Annotated in this window: 23 protein-coding genes; 14 read left to right on the top strand and 9 right to left on the bottom strand. The window is 61.3% G+C overall.

What is annotated here, in order from left to right; genetic code table 11:
- Positions 1 to 17: 17 nt before the first annotated feature.
- Entirely contained in the window at positions 18 to 575 is a 558-nt protein-coding gene (locus ACP7D9_RS26460) for a hypoxanthine-guanine phosphoribosyltransferase (RefSeq protein ID WP_426160078.1), read from the bottom strand.
- Between the two features lie 164 nt (positions 576 to 739).
- Here ACP7D9_RS26460 and upp point away from each other — a divergent pair, with 164 nt between their 5' ends.
- Both upp and ACP7D9_RS26450 read left to right on the top strand, forming a co-directional pair.
- Positions 740 to 1,378 (top strand): uracil phosphoribosyltransferase, encoded by a 639-nt coding sequence (gene upp, locus ACP7D9_RS26455; RefSeq protein WP_024014279.1) that lies wholly within the window; start codon positions 740 to 742, stop codon positions 1,376 to 1,378.
- Between the two features lie 2 nt (positions 1,379 to 1,380).
- Positions 1,381 to 2,655 carry a uracil-xanthine permease family protein gene (locus ACP7D9_RS26450; protein WP_426160077.1) on the top strand — a complete coding sequence of 425 codons (1,275 nt, stop codon included), beginning with the start codon at positions 1,381 to 1,383 and terminating at the stop codon, positions 2,653 to 2,655.
- 108 nt (positions 2,656 to 2,763) lie between these two features.
- Here ACP7D9_RS26450 and hemH read toward each other — a convergent pair whose 3' ends face one another.
- Together hemH and ACP7D9_RS26440 are read right to left on the bottom strand one after the other, a co-directional pair.
- Complete coding sequence (hemH, locus tag ACP7D9_RS26445) at positions 2,764 to 3,789, bottom strand: ferrochelatase (protein WP_426160076.1); 1,026 nt, start codon at positions 3,787 to 3,789, stop codon at positions 2,764 to 2,766.
- A 13-nt stretch (positions 3,790 to 3,802) separates the two neighbouring features.
- Positions 3,803 to 4,705: a TIGR01777 family oxidoreductase gene (locus tag ACP7D9_RS26440; protein WP_426160075.1), complete on the bottom strand. Its 903-nt coding sequence runs from the start codon at positions 4,703 to 4,705 to the stop codon at positions 3,803 to 3,805.
- 197 nt (positions 4,706 to 4,902) lie between these two features.
- Here ACP7D9_RS26440 and ACP7D9_RS26435 point away from each other — a divergent pair, with 197 nt between their 5' ends.
- The 12 genes from ACP7D9_RS26435 (at position 4,903) to ACP7D9_RS26380 (ending at position 14,941) form a co-directional block, all read left to right on the top strand.
- Entirely contained in the window at positions 4,903 to 5,889 is a 987-nt protein-coding gene (locus ACP7D9_RS26435; protein ID WP_313000699.1) for an NAD(P)/FAD-dependent oxidoreductase, read from the top strand.
- Positions 5,886 to 6,101: a TIGR02450 family Trp-rich protein gene (locus ACP7D9_RS26430; RefSeq protein ID WP_076564097.1), complete on the top strand. Its 216-nt coding sequence runs from the start codon at positions 5,886 to 5,888 to the stop codon at positions 6,099 to 6,101. Before ACP7D9_RS26435 ends, ACP7D9_RS26430 begins: the two co-directional genes overlap by 4 nt.
- A gap of 130 nt (positions 6,102 to 6,231) precedes the next feature.
- A complete protein-coding gene (locus tag ACP7D9_RS26425; protein WP_426160074.1) occupies positions 6,232 to 7,194 on the top strand; it encodes a YbgA family protein in 963 nt (320 codons plus the stop codon).
- Entirely contained in the window at positions 7,194 to 8,135 is a 942-nt protein-coding gene (locus ACP7D9_RS26420) for a MerR family transcriptional regulator (RefSeq protein ID WP_426160073.1), read from the top strand. The genes ACP7D9_RS26425 and ACP7D9_RS26420 overlap by 1 nt, the downstream gene beginning before the upstream one ends.
- A gap of 16 nt (positions 8,136 to 8,151) precedes the next feature.
- The gene (gene phrB, locus ACP7D9_RS26415; protein ID WP_426160072.1) at positions 8,152 to 9,597 is read left to right on the top strand and encodes a deoxyribodipyrimidine photo-lyase; all 1,446 of its coding nucleotides are present in this window, start codon (positions 8,152 to 8,154) and stop codon (positions 9,595 to 9,597) included.
- Entirely contained in the window at positions 9,590 to 10,012 is a 423-nt protein-coding gene (locus ACP7D9_RS26410; protein WP_397479597.1) for a nuclear transport factor 2 family protein, read from the top strand. The genes phrB and ACP7D9_RS26410 overlap by 8 nt, the downstream gene beginning before the upstream one ends.
- Complete coding sequence (locus ACP7D9_RS26405) at positions 10,009 to 10,791, top strand: SDR family NAD(P)-dependent oxidoreductase (protein WP_101161909.1); 783 nt, start codon at positions 10,009 to 10,011, stop codon at positions 10,789 to 10,791. Before ACP7D9_RS26410 ends, ACP7D9_RS26405 begins: the two co-directional genes overlap by 4 nt.
- Positions 10,788 to 12,035, top strand: coding sequence for an NAD(P)/FAD-dependent oxidoreductase (locus ACP7D9_RS26400; RefSeq protein ID WP_426160071.1), 1,248 nt, complete (start codon positions 10,788 to 10,790; stop codon positions 12,033 to 12,035). The genes ACP7D9_RS26405 and ACP7D9_RS26400 overlap by 4 nt, the downstream gene beginning before the upstream one ends.
- A complete protein-coding gene (locus ACP7D9_RS26395) occupies positions 12,032 to 12,847 on the top strand; it encodes a DUF1365 domain-containing protein (protein ID WP_313000688.1) in 816 nt (271 codons plus the stop codon). The genes ACP7D9_RS26400 and ACP7D9_RS26395 overlap by 4 nt, the downstream gene beginning before the upstream one ends.
- A complete protein-coding gene (locus ACP7D9_RS26390) occupies positions 12,834 to 14,099 on the top strand; it encodes a class I SAM-dependent methyltransferase (RefSeq protein WP_426160070.1) in 1,266 nt (421 codons plus the stop codon). The genes ACP7D9_RS26395 and ACP7D9_RS26390 overlap by 14 nt, the downstream gene beginning before the upstream one ends.
- On the top strand, positions 14,092 to 14,583 hold the full coding sequence (locus tag ACP7D9_RS26385) for a DUF2878 domain-containing protein (RefSeq protein ID WP_426160069.1): 492 nt from the start codon (positions 14,092 to 14,094) through the stop codon (positions 14,581 to 14,583). Before ACP7D9_RS26390 ends, ACP7D9_RS26385 begins: the two co-directional genes overlap by 8 nt.
- A gap of 52 nt (positions 14,584 to 14,635) precedes the next feature.
- On the top strand, positions 14,636 to 14,941 hold the full coding sequence (locus ACP7D9_RS26380) for a YkgJ family cysteine cluster protein (protein ID WP_101161902.1): 306 nt from the start codon (positions 14,636 to 14,638) through the stop codon (positions 14,939 to 14,941).
- 136 nt (positions 14,942 to 15,077) lie between these two features.
- Here the strand turns inward: ACP7D9_RS26380 and ACP7D9_RS26375 are convergent, their stop codons facing one another.
- The 6 genes from ACP7D9_RS26375 to hemA form a co-directional block, all read right to left on the bottom strand.
- Complete coding sequence (locus tag ACP7D9_RS26375) at positions 15,078 to 15,596, bottom strand: acyloxyacyl hydrolase (protein ID WP_101161901.1); 519 nt, start codon at positions 15,594 to 15,596, stop codon at positions 15,078 to 15,080.
- Positions 15,597 to 15,706: 110 nt separating this feature from the next.
- Entirely contained in the window at positions 15,707 to 16,498 is a 792-nt protein-coding gene (murI, locus tag ACP7D9_RS26370; RefSeq protein WP_397479593.1) for a glutamate racemase, read from the bottom strand.
- Positions 16,491 to 17,246: a molybdopterin-synthase adenylyltransferase MoeB gene (locus ACP7D9_RS26365; RefSeq protein ID WP_426160068.1), complete on the bottom strand. Its 756-nt coding sequence runs from the start codon at positions 17,244 to 17,246 to the stop codon at positions 16,491 to 16,493. The genes murI and ACP7D9_RS26365 overlap by 8 nt, the downstream gene beginning before the upstream one ends.
- Complete coding sequence (gene prmC / locus ACP7D9_RS26360; RefSeq protein ID WP_426160067.1) at positions 17,240 to 18,070, bottom strand: peptide chain release factor N(5)-glutamine methyltransferase; 831 nt, start codon at positions 18,068 to 18,070, stop codon at positions 17,240 to 17,242. Before prmC ends, ACP7D9_RS26365 begins: the two co-directional genes overlap by 7 nt.
- Positions 18,071 to 19,153, bottom strand: coding sequence for a peptide chain release factor 1 (gene prfA / locus ACP7D9_RS26355; protein ID WP_426160066.1), 1,083 nt, complete (start codon positions 19,151 to 19,153; stop codon positions 18,071 to 18,073).
- Positions 19,150 to 20,436, bottom strand: a complete 1,287-nt coding sequence (hemA, locus tag ACP7D9_RS26350) for a glutamyl-tRNA reductase (protein WP_016773209.1) — start codon at positions 20,434 to 20,436, stop codon at positions 19,150 to 19,152. The genes prfA and hemA overlap by 4 nt, the downstream gene beginning before the upstream one ends.
- Positions 20,437 to 20,468: the final 32 nt, after the last annotated feature.

Here is a 20,468-nt window from a genome sequence, read left to right as displayed (position 1 = left end):
TTGGATCGAGGCTTGGATTACATGCCTTTAACGGCGTAAATCCCGTTGGCATTGCGCCAGTAGCCTTTGTAGTCCATGCCATAACCGAAGATGTAGCGGTCGATGCACGGCAGGCCGACGAAATCGGCTTTCAGGTCAGGGCGCGCCTTGCGGTCGTGATCCTTGTCGATCAGCACGGCGGTGTGCACTTTGCGCGCGCCGGCGTGTTTGCAGAAGTCGATGATCGCGCCCAGGGTGTGACCTTCGTCGAGGATGTCGTCGATGATCAGCACGTCGCGGTCGATGAACGAGACTTCCGGCTTGGCTTTCCAGAACAGGTCGCCGCCGCTGGTTTCGTTGCGATAACGGGTCGCGTGCAGGTAGGACGCTTCCAGCGGGAATTGCAGATGGGTCAGCAGTTTGCCGGAGAAGATCAGGCCGCCGTTCATCACGCAGAACACCACCGGGTTGGTGTCCGCCAGTTGCTCATTGATTTGTGCACCGACACGGGCGATGGCTGCCTCTACTTCAGACTCGGTGTACAGGCAGTCAGCCTCTCGCATGATTTGACGGATATGCTCGAGATCAGCGGACATGGCGCTCTCCAGGGGTGGCGGAATTGGAAAAGCGGGCAAAGGTACGCATCCCGCGAGGTCGAATCAAGCTCTTATGGACTAACGTACAGAATGTCCTATAGGACATCACTCACGGATAGATTAATCTAGGCCGGTTTTTTTGCCCGCCGCCGGAGCCTTTTCCCATGCCCATCCTCGAGATCCGCCATCCGCTGATCCGTCATAAACTCGGCCTGATGCGCCGCGCTGACATCAGCACCAAGAATTTCCGCGAGCTCGCTCAGGAAGTCGGCGCCCTGTTGACCTATGAAGCTACAAAAGATTTGCCGCTCGAATCCTACGACATTGCCGGCTGGTGCGGCACTGTGTCGGTGGAGAAGATCGCCGGCAAGAAGATCACCGTCGTGCCGATCCTGCGTGCCGGTATCGGCATGCTCGAAGGCGTGCTCAGCCTGATCCCGGGCGCCAAGGTCTCCGCTGTGGGCGTTGCCCGCAACGAAGAAACCCTGCAAGCGCACACCTACCTTGAAAAACTGGTACCGGAAATCGACGAACGCCTGGCGATGATCATCGACCCGATGCTCGCCACCGGCAGCTCCATGGTTGCCACCATCGACCTGCTGAAAAAGGCCGGTTGCCGCGACATCCGCGCCATGGTCCTGGTCGCCGCGCCGGAAGGCATTGCTGCCGTAGAACAGGCGCACCCGGATGTGACCATCTATACCGCGTCCATCGATGAACGTCTGAACGAGCACGGCTACATCATCCCTGGGCTTGGCGACGCCGGTGACAAGATCTTCGGCACCAAGCAGAAGGACGCGTAACCATGCAGCAAGAGTTCAACGATCCGCTCTGGCGCACGGTGCTGTCCGGCGCGCAGATGCTGTTCGTGGCTTTCGGCGCGTTGGTGCTGATGCCACTGATCACGGGCCTGGACCCGAACGTGGCACTGTTCACCGCGGGTCTGGGGACGATCCTGTTCCAGATCGTCACCGGGCGGCAGGTGCCGGTCTTCCTGGCGTCGAGCTTCGCCTTCATCACACCGATCATTCTCGCCAAAGGCCAATTCGGCCTCGCCGCGACCATGGGCGGGGTGATGGCGGCCGGTTTCGTCTACACCTTCCTCGGCCTTGCCGTGAAGATCAAAGGCACCGGTTTCATTGACCGATTACTGCCTCCGGTGGTGATCGGTCCGGTGATCATTTCCATCGGCCTGGCCATGGCGCCGATTGCCGCCAACATGGCAATGGGCAAAACCGGGGACGGCACCGAGCTGATTCATTATCAGACGGCGATGATGATTTCGATGCCGGCGCTGCTGACCACGCTGATCGTGGCGGTGTTCGGCAAAGGCATCTTCCGTCTGGTGCCGATCATCTCCGGCGTATTGGTCGGTTTTGGTATGGCGTTCTATTTCGGCGTTGTTGATACCGCGAAGATTGCTGCAGCGCCATGGTTTGCGATCCCGCATTTCACTGCGCCGGAGTTCAACTGGCAGGCGATTCTGTTCATCGTTCCGGTGGCGCTGGCTCCGGCCATCGAGCATATCGGTGGTGTGATTGCTGTGGGTAGCGTGACAGGTCGCGATTATCTGAAGAAGCCGGGCCTGCATCGCACCCTGCTCGGTGACGGCATCGCCACCACCGCCGCTGGCCTGTTCGGCGGTCCGCCCAATACCACCTACGCCGAAGTGACCGGCGCGGTGATGCTGACCAAGAACTACAACCCGAAAATCATGACCTGGGCGGCGATCTTTGCCATCAGTCTGGCGTTCATCGGCAAGTTCGGCGCCCTGCTGCAGAGCATTCCAGTGCCGGTGATGGGCGGGATTCTGTGCCTGCTGTTCGGTTCGATTGCGGCGGTGGGCATGAACACCCTGATCCGCCACAAGATCGACCTGGGCGAAGCGCGCAATCTGGTGATCGTCTCGGTGACACTGGTGTTCGGCATCGGCGGCGTGCTGGTCGGCACCGGCACCGGCCCGGACGACTTCGGCCTCAAAGGCATCGCGCTGTGCGCGGTGGTGGCGATTGCGCTGAACCTGATCCTGCCGGGCAATGATGGCTGGAAGCAGAAGAAGGCGGATGAGCCGCTGATCTAACCCTTTCAGATCTTCAGCGCCTGACAGTCAGCCTTCGCGAGCAAGCCCGCTCCCACATTTGATCGCATTTGAATGTGGGAGCGGGCTTGCTCGCGAAGCTTTTGACTTTCAGAGGGCCAGCGGCGCTCGTTCGCAGAGGGTCGCCAAGGCCTTGGCCCATTGCGCGTCGTCGTTCAGACACGGCACCAGCACCAACTCCTCGCCCCCCGCTTCGCGGAACTGTTCCTTGCCGCGATCGCCAATCTCTTCCAGCGTCTCGATGCAATCGGCGACGAACGCCGGGCACATCACCAGAATCTTTTTCACCCCGCTTTTTGCCAGTTCATCCAGCCGCGCTTCGGTGTACGGCTCGATCCACTTCGCCCGGCCCAGGCGTGACTGAAACGACACCGACCATTTGCCGTCCGGCAAGCCCATGGTCTTGGCGAAGGCGGCGGCGGTACGGAAACACTGCGCGCGGTAGCAAGTGGCCAACACCGCCGGCGAGGCCGTCTGGCAGCAATCGGCGCCCTTGAGGCAGTGCTTGCCGCTCGGATCGAGCTTGGTCAGGTGCCGCTCCGGCAAGCCGTGAAAGCTCAGCAGCAGATGGTCGTAATCCTGCTGCAGATGAGGGCGCGCGCTGGCGGCCAGTGCTTCGATGTATTCCGGCTGATCGTAGAACGGTTGCAGGATCGACAACTGCACGTCGAGTTTCTTCTCGCGCAATACGCGCCGCGCTTCTTCGATCACAGTGGTGGTGGTGCTGTCGGCAAACTGCGGATACAGCGGCGCCAAAGTGATCTTCTTGTGCCCGGCTTTCACCAGCCGCAGCAGACAGGTTTCGATCGACGGCTCGCCGTAACGCATCGCCAGATCCACCGGGCCGTGTTTCCACGTCCGGGTCATCTGGTCCTGCAGCCGGCGGCTGAGCACCACCAGCGGCGAGCCCTTCTCCCACCAGATCGAGGCGTAGGCATGCGCCGATTGCTCGGGGCGCTTGATCAGGATCAACGACACCAGCAGCCGCCGCAGCGGCCATGGCAGGTCGATCACGTACGGGTCCATCAGAAATTGATTGAGGTAGCTGCGCACATCGGCCACCGAGGTGGAGGCCGGAGAGCCCAGGTTGACCAGAAGCAAAGCGTGATCGGTCATGCAACGTCCTATTTCAGAGGCGGCTGGAGAGATCATCCAGAGCCGCGCGTAAATCCGTAAAGCGGAAAGCGAACCCCGCTTCCAGCAAGCGTGCCGGCGTGGCGCGCTGGCCGCCGAGCAGTAACAGTGACAGCTCGCCGAGCATGACTTTCAGCGCCAGGGTCGGCATCGGCATGAACGCCGGGCGGTGCAACACACTACCCAGCGTCTTGGCAAATTCGCGGTTGCGCACAGGTTTGGGCGCGCAGGCATTATATGGACCGCTCGCCTGATTGCGGTGTAGAAGAAAATCAATCAGGGCGATTTGATCGTCGATGTGAATCCATGGCATCCACTGCCGGCCATTGCCCAAAGGCCCGCCCAGCCCGAGTTTGAACGGCAGCAACAGCCGCGACAAAAAGCCGCCCTCGGCTGACAGCACCAGACCGGTTCGCACCAGCACCACGCGGATGCCAAGGTTTTCGGCGCGCAACGCGGTTTCTTCCCAGGCGATGCACAACTGGCTGGCGAAGTCGTCGATGCCAGGCGGCGACGCCTCTGTCAGCTCGCGCTCGCCACCGTCGCCGTACCAGCCGATCGCCGAGCCGGAAATCAGCAGCGACGGTTTCTGCGCACGAGTTTCCAGCCACGCCAGCAGCGTTTCCGTCAGCGTGATGCGACTGCTCCACAGCAACGCCTTGCGCCGATGGGTCCAGGGGCGATCGGCAATCGGCGCGCCGGCAAGATTGATGATCGCATCCAGCGGCTCTTCGCCGAGGTCTTCCAGGCGCGCAATCCCGCGCACTTGGGCGCCGCAGATCTGCGCGACTTTTTCTGCGCGGCGACTCCACACCGTCAGGCGATGGCCCTGTTGCAGCCAGTGCCGGCAGAGCTGACGTCCGATCAAACCAGTACCGCCGGTCAGCAATATGTGCATGACATCTTCCTCGCGTGGCATTTAACCCGGATCACTAGTCTATTTTTATAAACAGGGATCTTTTCCTTCGGGCGGGCTCTATTGTTTAACCATAGGCCAAGCTAACGAAACGAGAATGGCAGAAGTTATACCAAAAAACATAATTGTACAGGTTTCATCGACGGCGTAGTCTGTACAGAAAGGTAAACGAGGCCCCTATGACTGTACCTATCGCAATCATCGGCACCGGCATCGCCGGGCTCTCCGCCGCCCAGGCTCTGACAGAGACCGGGCATACCGTTCAACTGTTCGATAAAAGCCGTGGCAGCGGCGGGCGCATGTCGAGCAAGCGCAGCGACGCTGGCTCGCTGGACATGGGCGCTCAATACTTCACCGCGCGCGACCGGCGCTTCGTCACCGAGGTGCAGCGCTGGCAGAGCCAGGGCTGGGCCGCCGAGTGGACGCCGCAGCTGTACACATTCCAGGGCGGGCAACTGAACATGTCGCCGGACGAGCAGACCCGCTGGGTCGGCACGCCGCGCATGAGCGCCATCACCCGTGGCCTGCTCGATGGCCTGGACGTGCAGTTTGCCTGCCGCATCACCGAGGTCTACCGGGGTGAAGAACACTGGCACTTGCAGGACGCCGACGGCGGGACACACGGCCCCTTCAGCCATGTGGTGATCGCCACGCCGGCACCGCAAGCCACCGCGCTGCTCGCCGCCGCGCCGAAACTCGCCGGCGTCGCTGCCGGGGTGAAAATGGAGCCGACCTGGGCCGTCGCCCTTGCCTTCGAAACCCCACTCGACACGCCGATCGAAGGTTGCTTTGTGCAGGACAGCCCGCTCGACTGGCTGGCGCGCAACCGCAGCAAACCCGGGCGCGAGACCACGCTCGACACGTGGGTGCTGCATGCAACCAGCGCCTGGAGCCGGCAGCACATCGACCTGCCCAAGGAAGCAGTGATCGAGCATCTGCACGGTGCGTTCGCCGAGCTGCTGCACAGCGCCATGCCTGCGCCCACCTTCAGCCTGGCCCACCGCTGGCTCTACGCCCGCCCTGCCACTGGCCATGAATGGACGACGCTGGCGGACGTCGATCTGGGCCTTTACGCGTGCGGCGACTGGTGCCTGTCCGGCCGAGTTGAAGGCGCCTGGCTCAGCGGGCAGGAGGCTGCACGTCGCTTGCACGAACACCTGCAATGAATCGCATCAATCCGCGCAAATTGCTGCTGTCGAAGTGGACAGCAGCCCACCCGCAAAACCGCGAAAAACATTTTCTGGTCACCGAACTGATCCGCGACGAGGAAGGTACGGTGCTGGAGGTCGAGTTGCAGGCGGTACTCACCCAGCGCAGCGAGCGGCTGGATTGGCAGGTGCTCAAAGATAGCGAGCACTGGTTACTCGGCTGGAAGTAGATTTCTGCCCAAAGATTAGGCGCCGCACAAAAAACTTATACAAATCATTTGACTTGTACATCCATCGATCTATGCTGAGGAAAAGTTGTACAGATCCAACTCTCTGTACAGGTATAGATTCGAGGTGCTCATGTCTACTGCTTCCCTGTCCAAGCCGAAGATCGCCATCAGCGCCTGCCTGTTGGGCGAAGAAGTGCGCTACAACGGTGGGCACAAGGAATCGCGGCTATGCAGCCGTACCCTCGCGCAATATTTTGATTTCGTCCCGCTCTGCCCTGAGGTCGCCATCGGCATGGGCATTCCGCGCGAGCCGATTCGGCTGGTAGGCGACCCGCAGCAACCCGAGGCCGTCGGCACCGTCGACCGCACCATCAATGTCACCAGGCCACTGGCCGAGTACGGTGAGAAAATGGCCGGCGAGCAGCAGGATCTTTCCGGCTACATTTTCATGCAGCAATCGCCCTCCTGCGGGCTGGAACGGGTCAAGGTCTATCACGCCAACGGCGCCCCGGTGAACGGTGGCGGGCGCGGCATCTATGCGCAGGCATTCTGTGCCCAACATCCTGACTTGCCGGTAGAAGAAGCCGGGCGCCTCAACGATCCGGTGCTGCGGGAAAACTTCATTACCCGCGTGCTCGCCTACAGCGCCTGGCAGCAAGTGCTCGCTGAGGGCCTGAGCCGCCGCGCCCTTACCGAATTCCACTCGCGCTACAAATACCTGCTGATGGCGCACAACCCGCTGCAATACAAAACCCTGGGCAAACTGCTCGGCAACATGGCCGACAGCGATCCTGCCGAACTTGGTCCGCGCTACTTCAGCGAACTGATGGCCGCACTGAAGAAATGCGCCACCCGCGGCACCCATTGCAACGTGCTGCTGCACCTCAGCGGATATTTGAAACAATCGCTGAGTGCCGAAGACAAACAGGAAATGCAGCAAGTCATCGGGCAGTACCGCCAAGGCATCGTGCCGCTGGTGGTGCCGTTGACGCTGCTCAAACACCACTTCCGACTCCATCCGGACCCGTACATCGCGCAGCAGGTTTACCTGCAGCCGCATCCGGAAAACCTCAGTCTGCGAAACGCGATCTAATGAACGATAAACCCGACCGCAGCGCCCGGGAAGACCTTGGCGCCGACTTCAAGAAAGCCCTCGACGAGGGCTGGTTGCCGATTCGCGAAGTCGCGCGGCAGACCGGCGTCAACGCCATCACCCTGCGTGCGTGGGAACGTCGCTACGGGTTGGTGGTGCCCCAGCGCACGCCCAAGGGCCATCGACTGTACAGCGCTGAACATGTGCAGCGGATCATGGCCATCCTTACCTGGCTCAATCGTGGCGTGGCGGTCAGCCAGGTCAAGCCGCTGCTCGACGCGCCGCAGGCCTTCACCGAAACCGTGGAAAACGATTGGCAGCGTCTGCGTCAGACTTTGCTGTCGGCGGTGACCGCGCTGAATGAGCGCACGCTGGACGACAGCGTCAATCAGGCGATCGCCCTCTACCCGCCACGTACCTTGTGCGAGCAATTGCTGATGCCGCTGCTGGCCGAGCTCGAACAGCGTTGGCAGGGGCAGTTCGGCGCGCAGATGGAGCGGACGTTTTTCTTCTCCTGGCTGCGCAGCAAGTTCGGTGCACGCATCTACCACAACAACCGCCAACTGCATTCGGCGCCGCTGCTGTTGATCAATCATTCCGACCTGCCGCTGGAGCCGCATCTGTGGCTGTGCGCGTGGCTGATCAGCAGCGCCGATTGCCCGGTGCAAGTGTTCGACTGGCCGTTGCCGGCCGGCGAACTGGCGCTGACCGTCGAGCATCTGCAAGCCCGTGGCGTGCTGCTGTATTCGAGCAAAGCCATGCAATTGGCGCAGTTGCCGAAGCTATTGGCCAACGTCAATTGCCCGACCGTGATTGCCGGCCCCACGGTGCACATCCACCACAACGAGCTGTCGGCACGCACCTCTCAAACCGCCGATCTGTTCCTGGCTGAAGATCCGCTTGCGGCACACCAGGCGCTGCTCGAGCGCGGATTGATCTGATGATGGGTTTAATCACATGCAACTGATCTGGCTGCGCAGCGACTTGCGCCAACATGACAACACTGCCCTCGCGGCCGCTGCAGCGCGCGGCCCGACCGTGGCGGTTTATCTGTTGAGCCCGCAGCAGTGGCTGGAACACGACGATGCGCCATGCAAAGTGGATTTCTGGCTGCGTAACTTGCGCGAATTGAGCCAAAGCCTCGGTGCGCTGAATATCCCCTTGTTGATTCGCAGCGCGCCGCACTGGAATGAGGCGCCGGCAGAATTGCTCAAGCTCTGTCGGCAATTGAAGATCGAAGCAGTGCATGTCAACGAGGAATACGGCGTTCATGAAAGCCGTCGCGATGAAGCTGTGGCCGAAACGTTGCAGGCCGAGGGCATCGAATTCCACAGCTACCTCGATCAGTTGTTATTCAAACCCGGCACGGTGCTAACCAAGACTGGCACCTATTTTCAGGTGTTCAGCCAGTTCCGCAAAGTCTGCTACGAACGCCTGCACCGCTCGATGCCAGCGCTGGTCAAGGCACCGGGCAAACAGGCGCCGCTGGATATCGCCAGCGATGCAATTCCCGAAGCGGTCAAAGGCTTCGCCACACCGAGCCAATTCCTGCGCACTTTGTGGCCAGCGGGTGAACAGGAAGCACGGCGCCGGCTCGACACTTTCACCGACGCGCAGATCGACTACTACCGCAGCGAGCGCGACTTCCCGGCCAAACCCGGCACCAGCCAATTGTCGGCCTACCTCGCCGCCGGGGTGATCTCGCCACGCCAGTGTCTGCACGGCGCGCTGCAAAGCAATCAGGGCGAGTTTGAAAGCGGCAAGGTCGGCGCGGTGACCTGGATCAACGAGTTGTTGTGGCGCGAGTTCTACAAACACATTCTGGTCGGCTATCCACGCGTCTCGCGGCATCGCGCCTTTCGCCCGGAAACCGAAGCGCTGGCCTGGCGCGATGCGCCGGAGGAACTCAAGGCCTGGCAAGAAGCACGCACCGGCCTGCCGATCATCGATGCGGCGATGCGCCAATTGCTCGAAACCGGCTGGATGCACAATCGCCTGCGCATGGTCGTGGCGATGTTCCTGACCAAGAACCTGCTGATCGACTGGCGCGAGGGCGAACGCTTTTTCATGCGCCACCTGATCGATGGCGACCTGGCGGCCAACAACGGCGGCTGGCAGTGGAGTTCATCGACCGGCACCGACTCGGCGCCGTACTTCCGTATTTTCAACCCGCTGAGCCAGTCGGAAAAATTCGACGGCGAGGGTGTGTTCATCAAGCACTGGTTACCGGAACTGGCCGGCCTCAACAAGAAAGAAGTACACAATCCGGCGAGCGCCGGTGGACTGTTCGGCGGGGCGGATTATCCGGCGCCGATCGTCAACCTCAGCGCCTCACGCGAGCGGGCGCTGACGGCGTTCAAGAACCTGCCGTCGCGCCAGCCTGTCGGCGGCAGCGATGAGTGAATTCCTGCGCAGCTTCGCCCGCGAATTTGCCGGGTTGAACAAAGACAACCTCCATCGCCTCGGCGAGTTGTACAGCGACGACATTCATTTCACCGATCCGCTGCATGAAGTTCAGGGCCTGGCGCAACTGCGCGATTACTTCAATGAGCTGTACGCCAACGTCAGCGATCTGCGTTTCGATTTTCATGGTTTCGATCAGATCGGCGAAGGCGAAGGCTACCTGCGCTGGGTCATGAGTTACCGCCATCCGCGCCTGGCCAAGGGTCGGGAAATCCGCGTCAGCGGGTGCTCGCACCTGCTATGGCGCGACAAGGTTTATCGCCATCGGGATTATTTCGATGCCGGGGCGCTGCTGTATGAACACTTGCCAATATTGGGCCGGGTGATTGCCTGGCTGAAAAGGAGAATGGGATGAGTCGTACACCTCCACGCCGATATTGGTTGACCGGCGCCAGCAGCGGCATCGGTGCAGCATTGTGTGAACACATTCTGAAAAGCGGCGCGCATCTGGCGGTCAGCTCGCGCTCGGCCGCGCCGCTGAAAGTCTTGTCCCAGCGTTATCCGGGACAGGTGCTGGTAGTGCCCGGCGACCTGACCAACAGTCAGACCGTGCGTGAAATCGGTGAGCAGATCACCGAGGCCTGGGGCTCGCTGGACAGTGTGATTCTCAACGCCGGCACCTGTGAATATGTCGACGCGCGTCAGTTCGATGCGTCGATCATCGAGCACGTGGTGCGCACCAATCTGTTCGCCAGCAGCTACTGCATCGAAGCCGCTCTGCCGCTGTTGCGCAAGGGCACCGCGCCGCATCTGGTCGGCATGGCCAGCTCGGTGACTTACCTGCCGCTGCCACGGGCCGAAGCCTATGGCGCATCGAAGGCCGGGCTGCGTTACCTGTTCGAATCGCTGCGTATCGATCTGGCGGACGAAGGCATTGAAGTGACGATCATCAGCCCGGGTTTTGTCGAAACGCCGCTGACCGAGAAGAACGATTTCCCGATGCCGCTGAGCTGGCCTGTGGATAAAGCCGCGCGGCACATCTACGCCAAACTCAAGGATCGTCCGCTGGAAATCGCTTTCCCGGCGCTGTTCATGGCCGCGCTGTGGCCGCTGTCGAAACTGCCGGCCCGCGCGCAACTGGCGATCGGCAAACGCATGGTGCGCAAAGACCCTCCGCAGCAGGATCCGATATGAAAATCGCCGTGATTGGCAGCGGTATCGCCGGCCTGACCTGCGCCTACCTGCTGAGCCGCCGCCACGACATCACCGTCTTCGAGGCGAGTGACTGGATCGGTGGGCATACCCACACCGTGCCGGTCACCGTGGCCGGGCAATCGTTCGCCATCGACACGGGTTTCATCGTGTTCAACGACTGGACGTACCCGAACTTCATTCGCTTGCTCAACCAGCTCGGCGTGGCGTTCAAGCCGACCGAAATGAGCTTTTCGGTAACCGACCCGGACACCGGCGTCGAGTACAACGGCAATAACCTCAACAGCCTGTTCGCCCAGCGCAGCAATCTGTTGTCGCCGGGGTTCTGGGGCATGCTGCGCGACATTCTGCGCTTCAACAAAGAAGCCCAGCGCGACCTGCTGGAACTGCGCATCGCCGCCGACACCACCCTCGACGATTACCTCAAGGCTGGCGGCTACGGCGAGCGCTTTATCCTGCATTACATCGTGCCGATGGGCGCGGCGATCTGGTCGATGCCGATGGCCGAAATGCTCAATTTCCCGCTGCAGTTTTTCCTGCGCTTTTTCAAGAATCATGGCCTGCTGTCGGTCAGTGATCGGCCGCAGTGGCAGGTTATTGATGGCGGTTCAAGTGCCTACGTCGCGCCGCTGACCGCGTCATTCAGCGAGAGGATTCGCCTGAACTGCCCGGTCAAACGCGTCGAGCGCAACCAGCACGGCGTGATTATTCGCAGCCCGGCCGGCCTCGAACATTTCGACAAGGTCGTGTTCGCCTGTCACAGCGATCAGGCTCTGAAGTTACTGGCCAACCCGAGCGACGCCGAGCGTTCGATCCTCGGCGCCCTGCTCTACGCCGACAACGACGTGGTGCTGCACACCGACACGCGCCTGCTGCCAACGCGTAAACTCGCCTGGGCCAGTTGGAACTATCGCCTCGGCGGCGCCGGCCATACCCGCGCGGCAGTCACCTACAACATGAATATCCTGCAAGGCATCGAAAGCGAAACGACGTTCTGCGTCAGCCTCAACCAGACCGCCGGCATCAGCCCGGACAAAGTGCTGGCCCGCTATACCTACGCTCACCCGCAATACACCCTGGACGCCGCAGCAGCGCAAAACCGTTGGGGCGAACTCGACGGTGAGCAGCACACCCATTATTGCGGCGCCTACTGGGCCAACGGTTTTCATGAGGATGGCGTGGTCAGCGGTTTACGCGTCGCCGCTGCATTCGGTGAAACCCTGTGAACAGCGCCCTCTACAGCGGCCTCATCGGCCATCGACGTTTTGCGCCGCGCCGCCATGAATTCCGCTATCGCATTGGCCTGCTCTATCTCGATCTGAGCGAACAGGACGCCGTGCTGGCCCTGTCGCCATTGGCAGGGCGCAGCCGTTTTGCGCCGTTCTCGTTTCGCGAAACCGATTACCTGAAAGCCTTCACCGGCCAGGGCATGCGCCTGATCGACGCCGTGCGCCAACAGGTCGGCGCGGCCATTGGTCATGAGCCACAAGGCGCGGTGTGCCTGCTGACTCAGCCGCGCAGTTGGGGGCTGTCGTTCAATCCGGTGAGCTTCTTCTATTGCCACGAAGCCGACGGGCAACTGGCGGCGATCGTTTGTGAAGTGACCAATACGCCGTGGCGCGAGCGTTATCACTATGTGCTGCCGGCGCAGGCGCCGACCAGTCTGCAGGATTTTCATCAGCATTTTGCCGTGGCCAAGGCATTTCACGTCTCGCCGTTTCTGCCCCGCGACCTCGAATACCGCATGAGCTTCAGCCCGGCCGCGCAGACCCTTGGCGTGCACATGGCCGACTGGCAAGGCAGCGCCAAACTGTTCGACGCCACGCTCAATCTGCGCCGCGAATCCCTCGATCGTCGCAGCCTGCACCGCTATCTGCGGCGCTTCCCGTGGATGACTGCAAAAACCGCTTTGGCGATCTACTGGCAAGCGCTGCGACTGCTGTGCAAGCGCGCGCCGATTTTCGCTCATCAGGCTGCCGACGGCAGCTTTCAAACCGCCACTGTGCCTCCGAAGGAGCCGCACCATGAAATCCTCTAGCCTGCCGCTCAGTCGCTTGAGCACCAACGGTTTGACCGGCTCGCTGCTGCGCCGTGGCGTGTTGCGCCAATTGGCCCAGCTCAAACACGGACAATTGATGGTCGTCGAGGATGGCGAACACATGCTCTTCGGCACCCCGGGCAGCGCCCTGCTCGGCGAAGTCCATGTGCTTGATCCGGCGCTGTGGGGCATGGTCGCCAGCAACGGCTCGATCGGCGCGGGCGAAGCATTCATCCACGGCTATTGGAGTTCGCCGGACCTGACGGCTGTGGTGCGTGTGTTCGTCAGCAATCTGGATGTGCTCGATGCCATGGAGGGCGGCCTGGCGCGTCTCGGCCGGCCGTTCGTGCAAGGCCTGCACTGGCTCAACCGCAACACGCGCAAGGGCTCGCAGAAAAATATTTCGGCGCATTACGACCTCGGCAATGAACTGTTCGAACAGTTTCTCGACCCGACCATGATGTATTCCGCCGCCCAGTTCCTCTCTCCAAGCGACACGCTGGAACAGGCGCAACTGAACAAACTCGAGCGCATCTGTCAGAAACTCGCGCTCAAGCCCAGCGATCACCTGCTGGAAATCGGCACCGGTTGGGGCAGCATGGCGCTCTACGCAGCGCAGCATTACGGGTGCCGCGTGACCACCACGACCCTGTCGAAAGAGCAGTTCGCGTTCACCGCCAAGCGCATCGAACAACTCGGCCTGCAGGATCGCGTCACCCTGCTGCTCAAGGACTATCGCGACCTCAGCGGCGAGTACGACAAACTGGTGTCGATCGAGATGATCGAAGCGGTCGGCCATCGGTTCCTGCCGACCTATTTCAAGCAATGCGCGCAGTTGCTCAAGAGCAATGGCCTGATGCTGCTCCAGGCGATCACCATTCGCGAGCAACGCTACGAACAGGCCAAGCGCAGCGTCGACTTTATCCAGCGCTACATTTTCCCCGGAGGCGCGCTGCCCTCGGTGCACAAGATGCTCGATGTGGTCAGCCGCGAGACCGACATGAACCTGCTGCACATGGAAGATTTCGGCCTGCACTACGCCAAGACACTGCGCCTGTGGCACGAGAACTTTCGCCTCGCCCACGGTCGCTTGAGTGAACTGGGCTACGACGATTATTTCCTGCGGCTGTGGGAATTTTATCTGTGTTACTGCGAAGGCGGATTCCTCGAGCGCACCATCGGCACCGCGCAATTGCTGCTGGCCAAACCGGCGGCGATGACCGCGCCGCTACTCGGTCGCTTCGATGCGTGAGCGAATCGCCAATGCCGTGCTGTTTCAGCTCGGCTGGCTGGCTTGCGTGCTCGGCGGCAACAGCTTCTGGCTAATGCTGGCAGTGGCCGCGCTGGTGATTCATCTGCGCTGGATCAGCAGTTGGGCGGCGGAAGGTCGTTTGATTCTGTGCGTGGTGATTGTCGGCACGGCGGTCGACAGCGTTTTGCGTTACCTCGGCGTGTTCCGCTTTGAAGAGGCGGCGCCGTTGATTCCGTTGTGGCTGATGCTGCTGTGGGCGCTGCTCGCCACTACATTGCGCCACTGCCTGGCCTGGAGCGCACGGCCGTGGTGGCTGGCCAGCGGACTTGGCGCGGTGGGCGGCGCGTTGTCGTACTACGGCGGCGGGCAACTGGCCGGCGTGCAATTTCCCTACGGCGAAATGCAGACGCTGATCGTGATCGGCGTGCTCTGGGCGGGGCTGTTTCCGCTGTTGCACTTGATGGCGCGACGTCTGGCGCCATGAGCGTCCGTCAGCGCTCTCACACCCACAGCGATCACTGCCTTACACTGCGGCCATGAAAACCATCCCCCACACCCAAATTGCCGAACCGGCAGTCACCTGTTCGACCTGCGCGGCGTGCTGCTGCCAACTCGAAGTCATGCTGATCACCGACACCGGCGTGCCTGATCGCTTTATCGATACCGATGAATGGGGCGGCGAAGTGATGCTGCGTCTGGACGACGGCTGGTGCGCCGCGCTGGATCGCGACAGCATGATGTGCACGATTTATGAACGTCGCCCGCTGATCTGCCGCGAGTTCGAAATGGGCGCGCCGGAGTGCATCGAGGAGCGCCGGGGCATATCTACCGTCTACCGCTGATTTTCGAACACCAAAAAAAACAACTGTGGGAGCGGGCTTGCTCGCGAATGTGGTGGGTCAGCGCCTTATGTGCTAACTGATACACCGCATTCGCGAGCAAGCCCGCTCCCACAATGGGATTGCGCGTAGCGACTGATTACAGCGGCATTGTGTAATGCAGCGCGTAGCTTTCTACACCATCGTTGTCGCTGGACAGGCCGGCGTTGGAATAGTGCGTGGCGCGGATGCCGACTTCGTGGCCGCCGTTGAAGCGCAGGCCGAAACCGATGCGGTCTTCGAACTGGAAGGAGCCGCCCAGCTTGTTGCTTTCGTATTCGGTGTTGGAGAAAAACGCCGCGCCGATACCCGCTTCAATGTACGGTTTGACCGACTGGCCGGCAAACTCGTAAACAAATACAGGCGAGAACGACACGCTGTTGTTGCTGGAAGTCTTGTCACCTTCCCAATACGTGTAGGCACCGCTCCAGTAGCCGGTCAGGCGACCCACGTCACTCTGCAGCCAGCTCTTGTCCCAGTCGAAATTCATGCCCAAGCGATACGTCATAGTCGAATCGCTGGTACCGCCGACAGCGAATTCAACGCCAGCGGCTTGTGCAGAAATGCTTTGCCCCATTAGTGCGGCCGCAATCGCGGCCAAGCAGAATAGTCGCTTCACTTTGAAACTTCCTTTTCCGGAACGATCGTTTGGTTTTTAGTGCTGCTGTCGCTATAGAAATCTGCGCTTGGTCAGAAGTTCAGCTTATTTCGAGTTATTTCACATTTTTTTTACAAGTCGAAGTTTTGCACATTCGACGGAATTTGGCCCAGCAAGGGTAGGATTTTTCTGAGCGATTGCGGATCGCCGCTGGTCCAGAACTTCACGGGCAGGTTCATACCTTGCGCCAGCAGATCACGTTCGGCGAGCAGCCGATGCAGCTGCCGGGCCACGGCGGCTCCGGTATCGATCAGGCTGACATCATCGGCGATCATCGATCTTAGAAGCGGCTTGAGGAAAGGATAATGTGTGCAACCCAGGATGATCGTATCGCAGCCGTGAGCCAGTAGAGGCGTGACGTAACCCTGCAATAAAGTCCGCAGCTCGGGGCTGTGCAGGTCGCCACTTTCAATCAGCTCGACCAGTCCCGGGCAGGGCTGGGTAATGACTTTTACGTCTGCGGCAAAACGATCCAGCAACGCGGCAAACTTTGCGCTCTGCAACGTGCCGGTCGTGGCCAGGACGCCAACCACGCCGCTTCGCGTGGCCGCTGCGGCCGGTTTGACCGCCGGTTCCATGCCGACAATCGGCCAGTCGGGAAAGTCGCGACGCAGATCGGCCACACCAGCCACGGTCGCGGTATTACACGCCAGCACCAAAGCCTTGGCACCCTGCTCACGAAAAAACCCGGCCATCACGCTGCAACGCTGGCGGATGAATTCCGGGGTTTTCTCGCCGTAAGGAATGTGGCCGCAATCGGCGACGTAGAGCAGCGATTCGTGGGGCAACAAGCGCTGAATTTCAGCGAGAACCGACAAGCCGCCGACCCCGGAATCGAACACGCCAATCGGCGCTTCACGCATGGCGCGCGCCACACACGCTGCAGCCCGGATCGCGCTTGACCCGCAGCTCACGGAAGCGCGAACCCAAGGCGTCGATCAGCAATAGACGCCCCACCAGCGGTTCGCCAAAGCCGACCAGCACTTTCAGAGCCTCCAGTGCCTGCAGGCTGCCGACCAGCCCGACCAGCGGCCCGACCACGCCGGCCTCGCTGCAGGTCAGTTCGGCTTCGCTGCCGTGTCCGTACAGGCAGTGGTAGCAAGGGCTTTCGGCACGCCGTTGATCGAACACCGACAACTGCCCTTCCAGACGAATCGCCGCGCCACTGACCAGTGGCTTGCACGCGGCAACACACGCGGCGTTAACCGCCTCGCGCGTGGAAAAGTTGTCCGAACAATCGAGCACCAGATCCACCGCCGCCACCGCTGCGGCGAGGGAATCCTCGTCCAGCGCCCGACGATGGGCGACCAGTTGAATCTCGGGATTGATCGCGCCCAGGCGTTTGAGGGCCGAGTCGACCTTGGACATGCCGACACTGTTGGTGTCGTGAATGATCTGCCGTTGCAGGTTGGTCAGATCGACCGTGTCGAAATCCGCCAGGTGCAATTCGCCGACACCCGCCGCCGCCAGATACAACGCCACCGGCGCGCCGAGACCGCCGAGGCCGACGATCAGCACACGGCTGGCCTTGAGTTTCAGCTGCCCGTCGATGTCGATGTGTTGCAGCAGAATCTGCCGGCTGTAGCGCAGCAATTCCTGATCATTCAGCACGGCAGGCGCCCCAGACTGATGCGTTGATGGCCGCCCAGATCGGTGCGGCTCTGGACCTCTTCAAAGCCACGGGTGAGCAGCAGATCACGCACGGCTTCGGCCTGATCATAGCCATGTTCGAGCATCAGCCAGCCGCCGGCTTCAAGATGATCCGGCGCCTGCGCAACAATCAGGCGCAGATCGTCGAGGCCATCTTCACCGGCGATCAGCGCACTGGCCGGTTCGAAGCGTACATCGCCCTCGACCAGATGCGGATCGGTGGCGGCAATGTACGGCGGGTTGCTGATGATCAGTTGAAAGCGCTGGCCTTCAAGGGCGCTGAACCAATGGCTGCTCAGCACCGTAGCGTTGTTCAGGTGCAGACGCTGGCGATTGCGTTCGGCCAGGGCCACGGCTTCGAGGACACGATCCACGGCGGTGACTTTCCACGCCGGGCGTTCGCTGGCCAGGGCCAGAGCAATCGCGCCGCTGCCGGTGCCCAGATCGAGAACCCTGGCCGGGGTGGCCGGCAGCAGTTCCAGCGCTGCTTCCACCAGCAATTCGGTGTCGGGCCGCGGGATCAGCGTGTGTGGCGCGACTTCCAGATCGAGCTTCCAAAAGCCCTGCTGGCCAAGAATGTAAGCCACCGGTTCACCGCTACGTCGCCGTTGCAAATACTCGGCAAAGGTCAGCGCGGCTTCGCTCGGGACGATGCGCTCGGGCCAGGTGTGCAAAAAACTGCGCGATTTGCCCAGCGCCGCAGCGAGAAGCAATTCGGCGTCCAGACGCGCTGTCGGCGAATCCGGCAATTGAGCTGCGCGCAACAGGCTGGCGATGATGGTCATTTATTCACCTATCGCTGCGAGTTGGTCAGCCTGGTACTCGGCCAGCAAAGGCTCGATCACGGCGTCGACGCCACCGGCAAGAATTTCGTCAAGCGAATACAGCGTCAGGTTGACGCGATGGTCGGTGACCCGGCCCTGAGCGTAGTTGTAGGTGCGGATGCGCTCGGAGCGATCGCCGGAACCGACAAGCAATTTACGCTCACTGGCAATCGCGTTGGCCGCCGCTGCGTTCTGCTGATCGTTGAGCTTGGCCGACAGCCACGCCATCGCCCGGGCGCGGTTCTTGTGCTGGGAACGCTCTTCCTGACACTCGACGACGGTGCCGGTGGGTATGTGGGTGATGCGGATCGCCGAGTCGGTGGTGTTGACGTGCTGACCACCGGCCCCGGAGGAACGGTAAGTGTCGACACGCAAATCCGTCGGGTTGATCTCGATGGCTTCGCGCTCGTCCGGCTCGGGCAACACCGCCACGGTGCAGGCCGACGTGTGGATCCGGCCTTGGGATTCGGTGGCGGGTACACGCTGGACGCGGTGTGCACCGGACTCGAATTTCAGCTTGCCGTAAACGTTGTCGCCTTCGATGCGGGCGATGACTTCTTTATAGCCACCGTGTTCGCCTTCGTTTTCCGAGAGGATTTCGACGCGCCAGCCACGCCGCTCGGCGTAACGCGAGTACATGCGAAACAGATCGCCGGAGAAGATCGCCGCCTCGTCGCCACCGGTGCCGGCGCGGATTTCGAGGAAGACGTTGCGCCCGTCGTTCGGATCCTTGGGCAGCAGCATGCGCTGCAGGTCGGATTCCAGAGTACTCAGCAACTCCTTGGCTTCGCGGACTTCTTCCACGGCCATTTCGCGCATGTCCGGGTCGTTGTCCTTGAGCAGCGCCTGCGCGCCTTCAAGATCGCTTTGTACGCCGAGCAGTTTTTTATAGGCGGCCACTACCGGCTCGAGCTCGGCGTATTCCTTGGAATAAGCGCGGAATTTGGCCTGATCGGCAATGACCTCGCCGTCGCCGAGCAGCGCGGTCAGTTCCTCGAAACGGTCCTGGAGAATGTCCAGCTTGTTGAGCAGTGACGCTTTCATTGCGGTTTTTTATCCGAAAAACTATCCGGTGAGCCCTCAAGGGCAAAGAGTTCCTGGGCCATGGCCAGCGCATCGAGGCGGCCTTCGGCAGACAGCTTTTTCAACTGCACGCTGGGCGCATGCAAGAGTTTGTTGGTCAGGCCCCGGGCCAATTGCCCGAGCACGTCTTCGGCGTTGCCGCCGTTGGCCAGCAGCCGCAGGGCCTTCTGCAATTCCTCGTCACGCAAACGTTCGCTCTGTTGACGATAGGCCTTGAGCACATCCACCGCCGCCAGTTCGCGCAGGCGTACCATGAAATCGTCGGCGCCGACCGAGACCATTTCTTCCGCCGCTTGCGCAGCGCCCTGGCGGCTCTTGAGGTTCTCGGCGACCACTTCGTGTAGATCGTCGACGCTATACAGGTAAACGTCGTCGAGTTCGCCGACTTCCGGTTCGATATCCCGCGGTACAGCGATGTCGACCATGAAGATCGGCTTGTGCTTGCGCAGCTTCAGCGCACTTTCCACCGCGCCCTTGCCGAGGATCGGCAACTGGCTGGCGGTCGAACTGATGACGATATCGCTGCGCACCAGCTCCGCCGGAATGTCCGAAAGCAGCACGGCATGGGCCCCGAACTGCTCGGCCAACTGGCTGGCGCGCTCCAGCGTACGGTTGGCGACGACGATGCGCTTGACTCCCAACTCGTGCAAATGGCGCGCGACCAGAGTGATGGTCTCGCCAGCACCGATCAACAGCGCCTGGCTGCGTTGCAGGTCGCTGAATATCTGCTTGGCCAGGCTCACCGCAGCGAAAGCCACCGACACCGGGTTCTCGCCAATCGCAGTATCGGTGCGCACCTGCTTGGCGGCATTGAAAGTCGCCTGAAACAGCCGCCCCAGCAGCGGGCCGATGGTGCCGGCCTCGCGGGCCACGGCGTAGGCTGATTTCATCTGGCCGAGAATCTGCGGCTCGCCCAGCACCAGCGAGTCGAGCCCGGAGGCCACACGCATCATGTGACGAACGGCCGCATCGTCTTCGTGCACATAGGCACTGGCGCGCAGCTCGTCCAGGCTCAGATGGTGATAATCGGCCAGCCAGCGCAGCACGACATCGGCCGAGAGCTGATCCTGTTCTATATAAAGCTCACTGCGATTGCAGGTGGAGAGGATCGCGGCTTCGCGGCTGTCAGTCAGTCGGCAGAGCTGCTGCAAGGCCTCAACCAGCTGCTCAGGGGTAAAGGCCACGCGCTCGCGGACGTCTACTGAAGCAGTCTTGTGGTTAATACCGAGTGCAAGGAAGGCCATTCAAGGTCGCTGGTGGTGACGTGAAGCCGGCA

This window comes from Pseudomonas sp. TSRC2-2 (assembly GCF_049897785.1).
In the GTDB taxonomy this organism is placed as follows: Bacteria; Pseudomonadota; Gammaproteobacteria; order Pseudomonadales; family Pseudomonadaceae; genus Aquipseudomonas.
The sequence above is the reverse complement of the archived record's forward strand: the minus strand, read 5'-3'. Positions and strand labels throughout refer to the sequence as shown.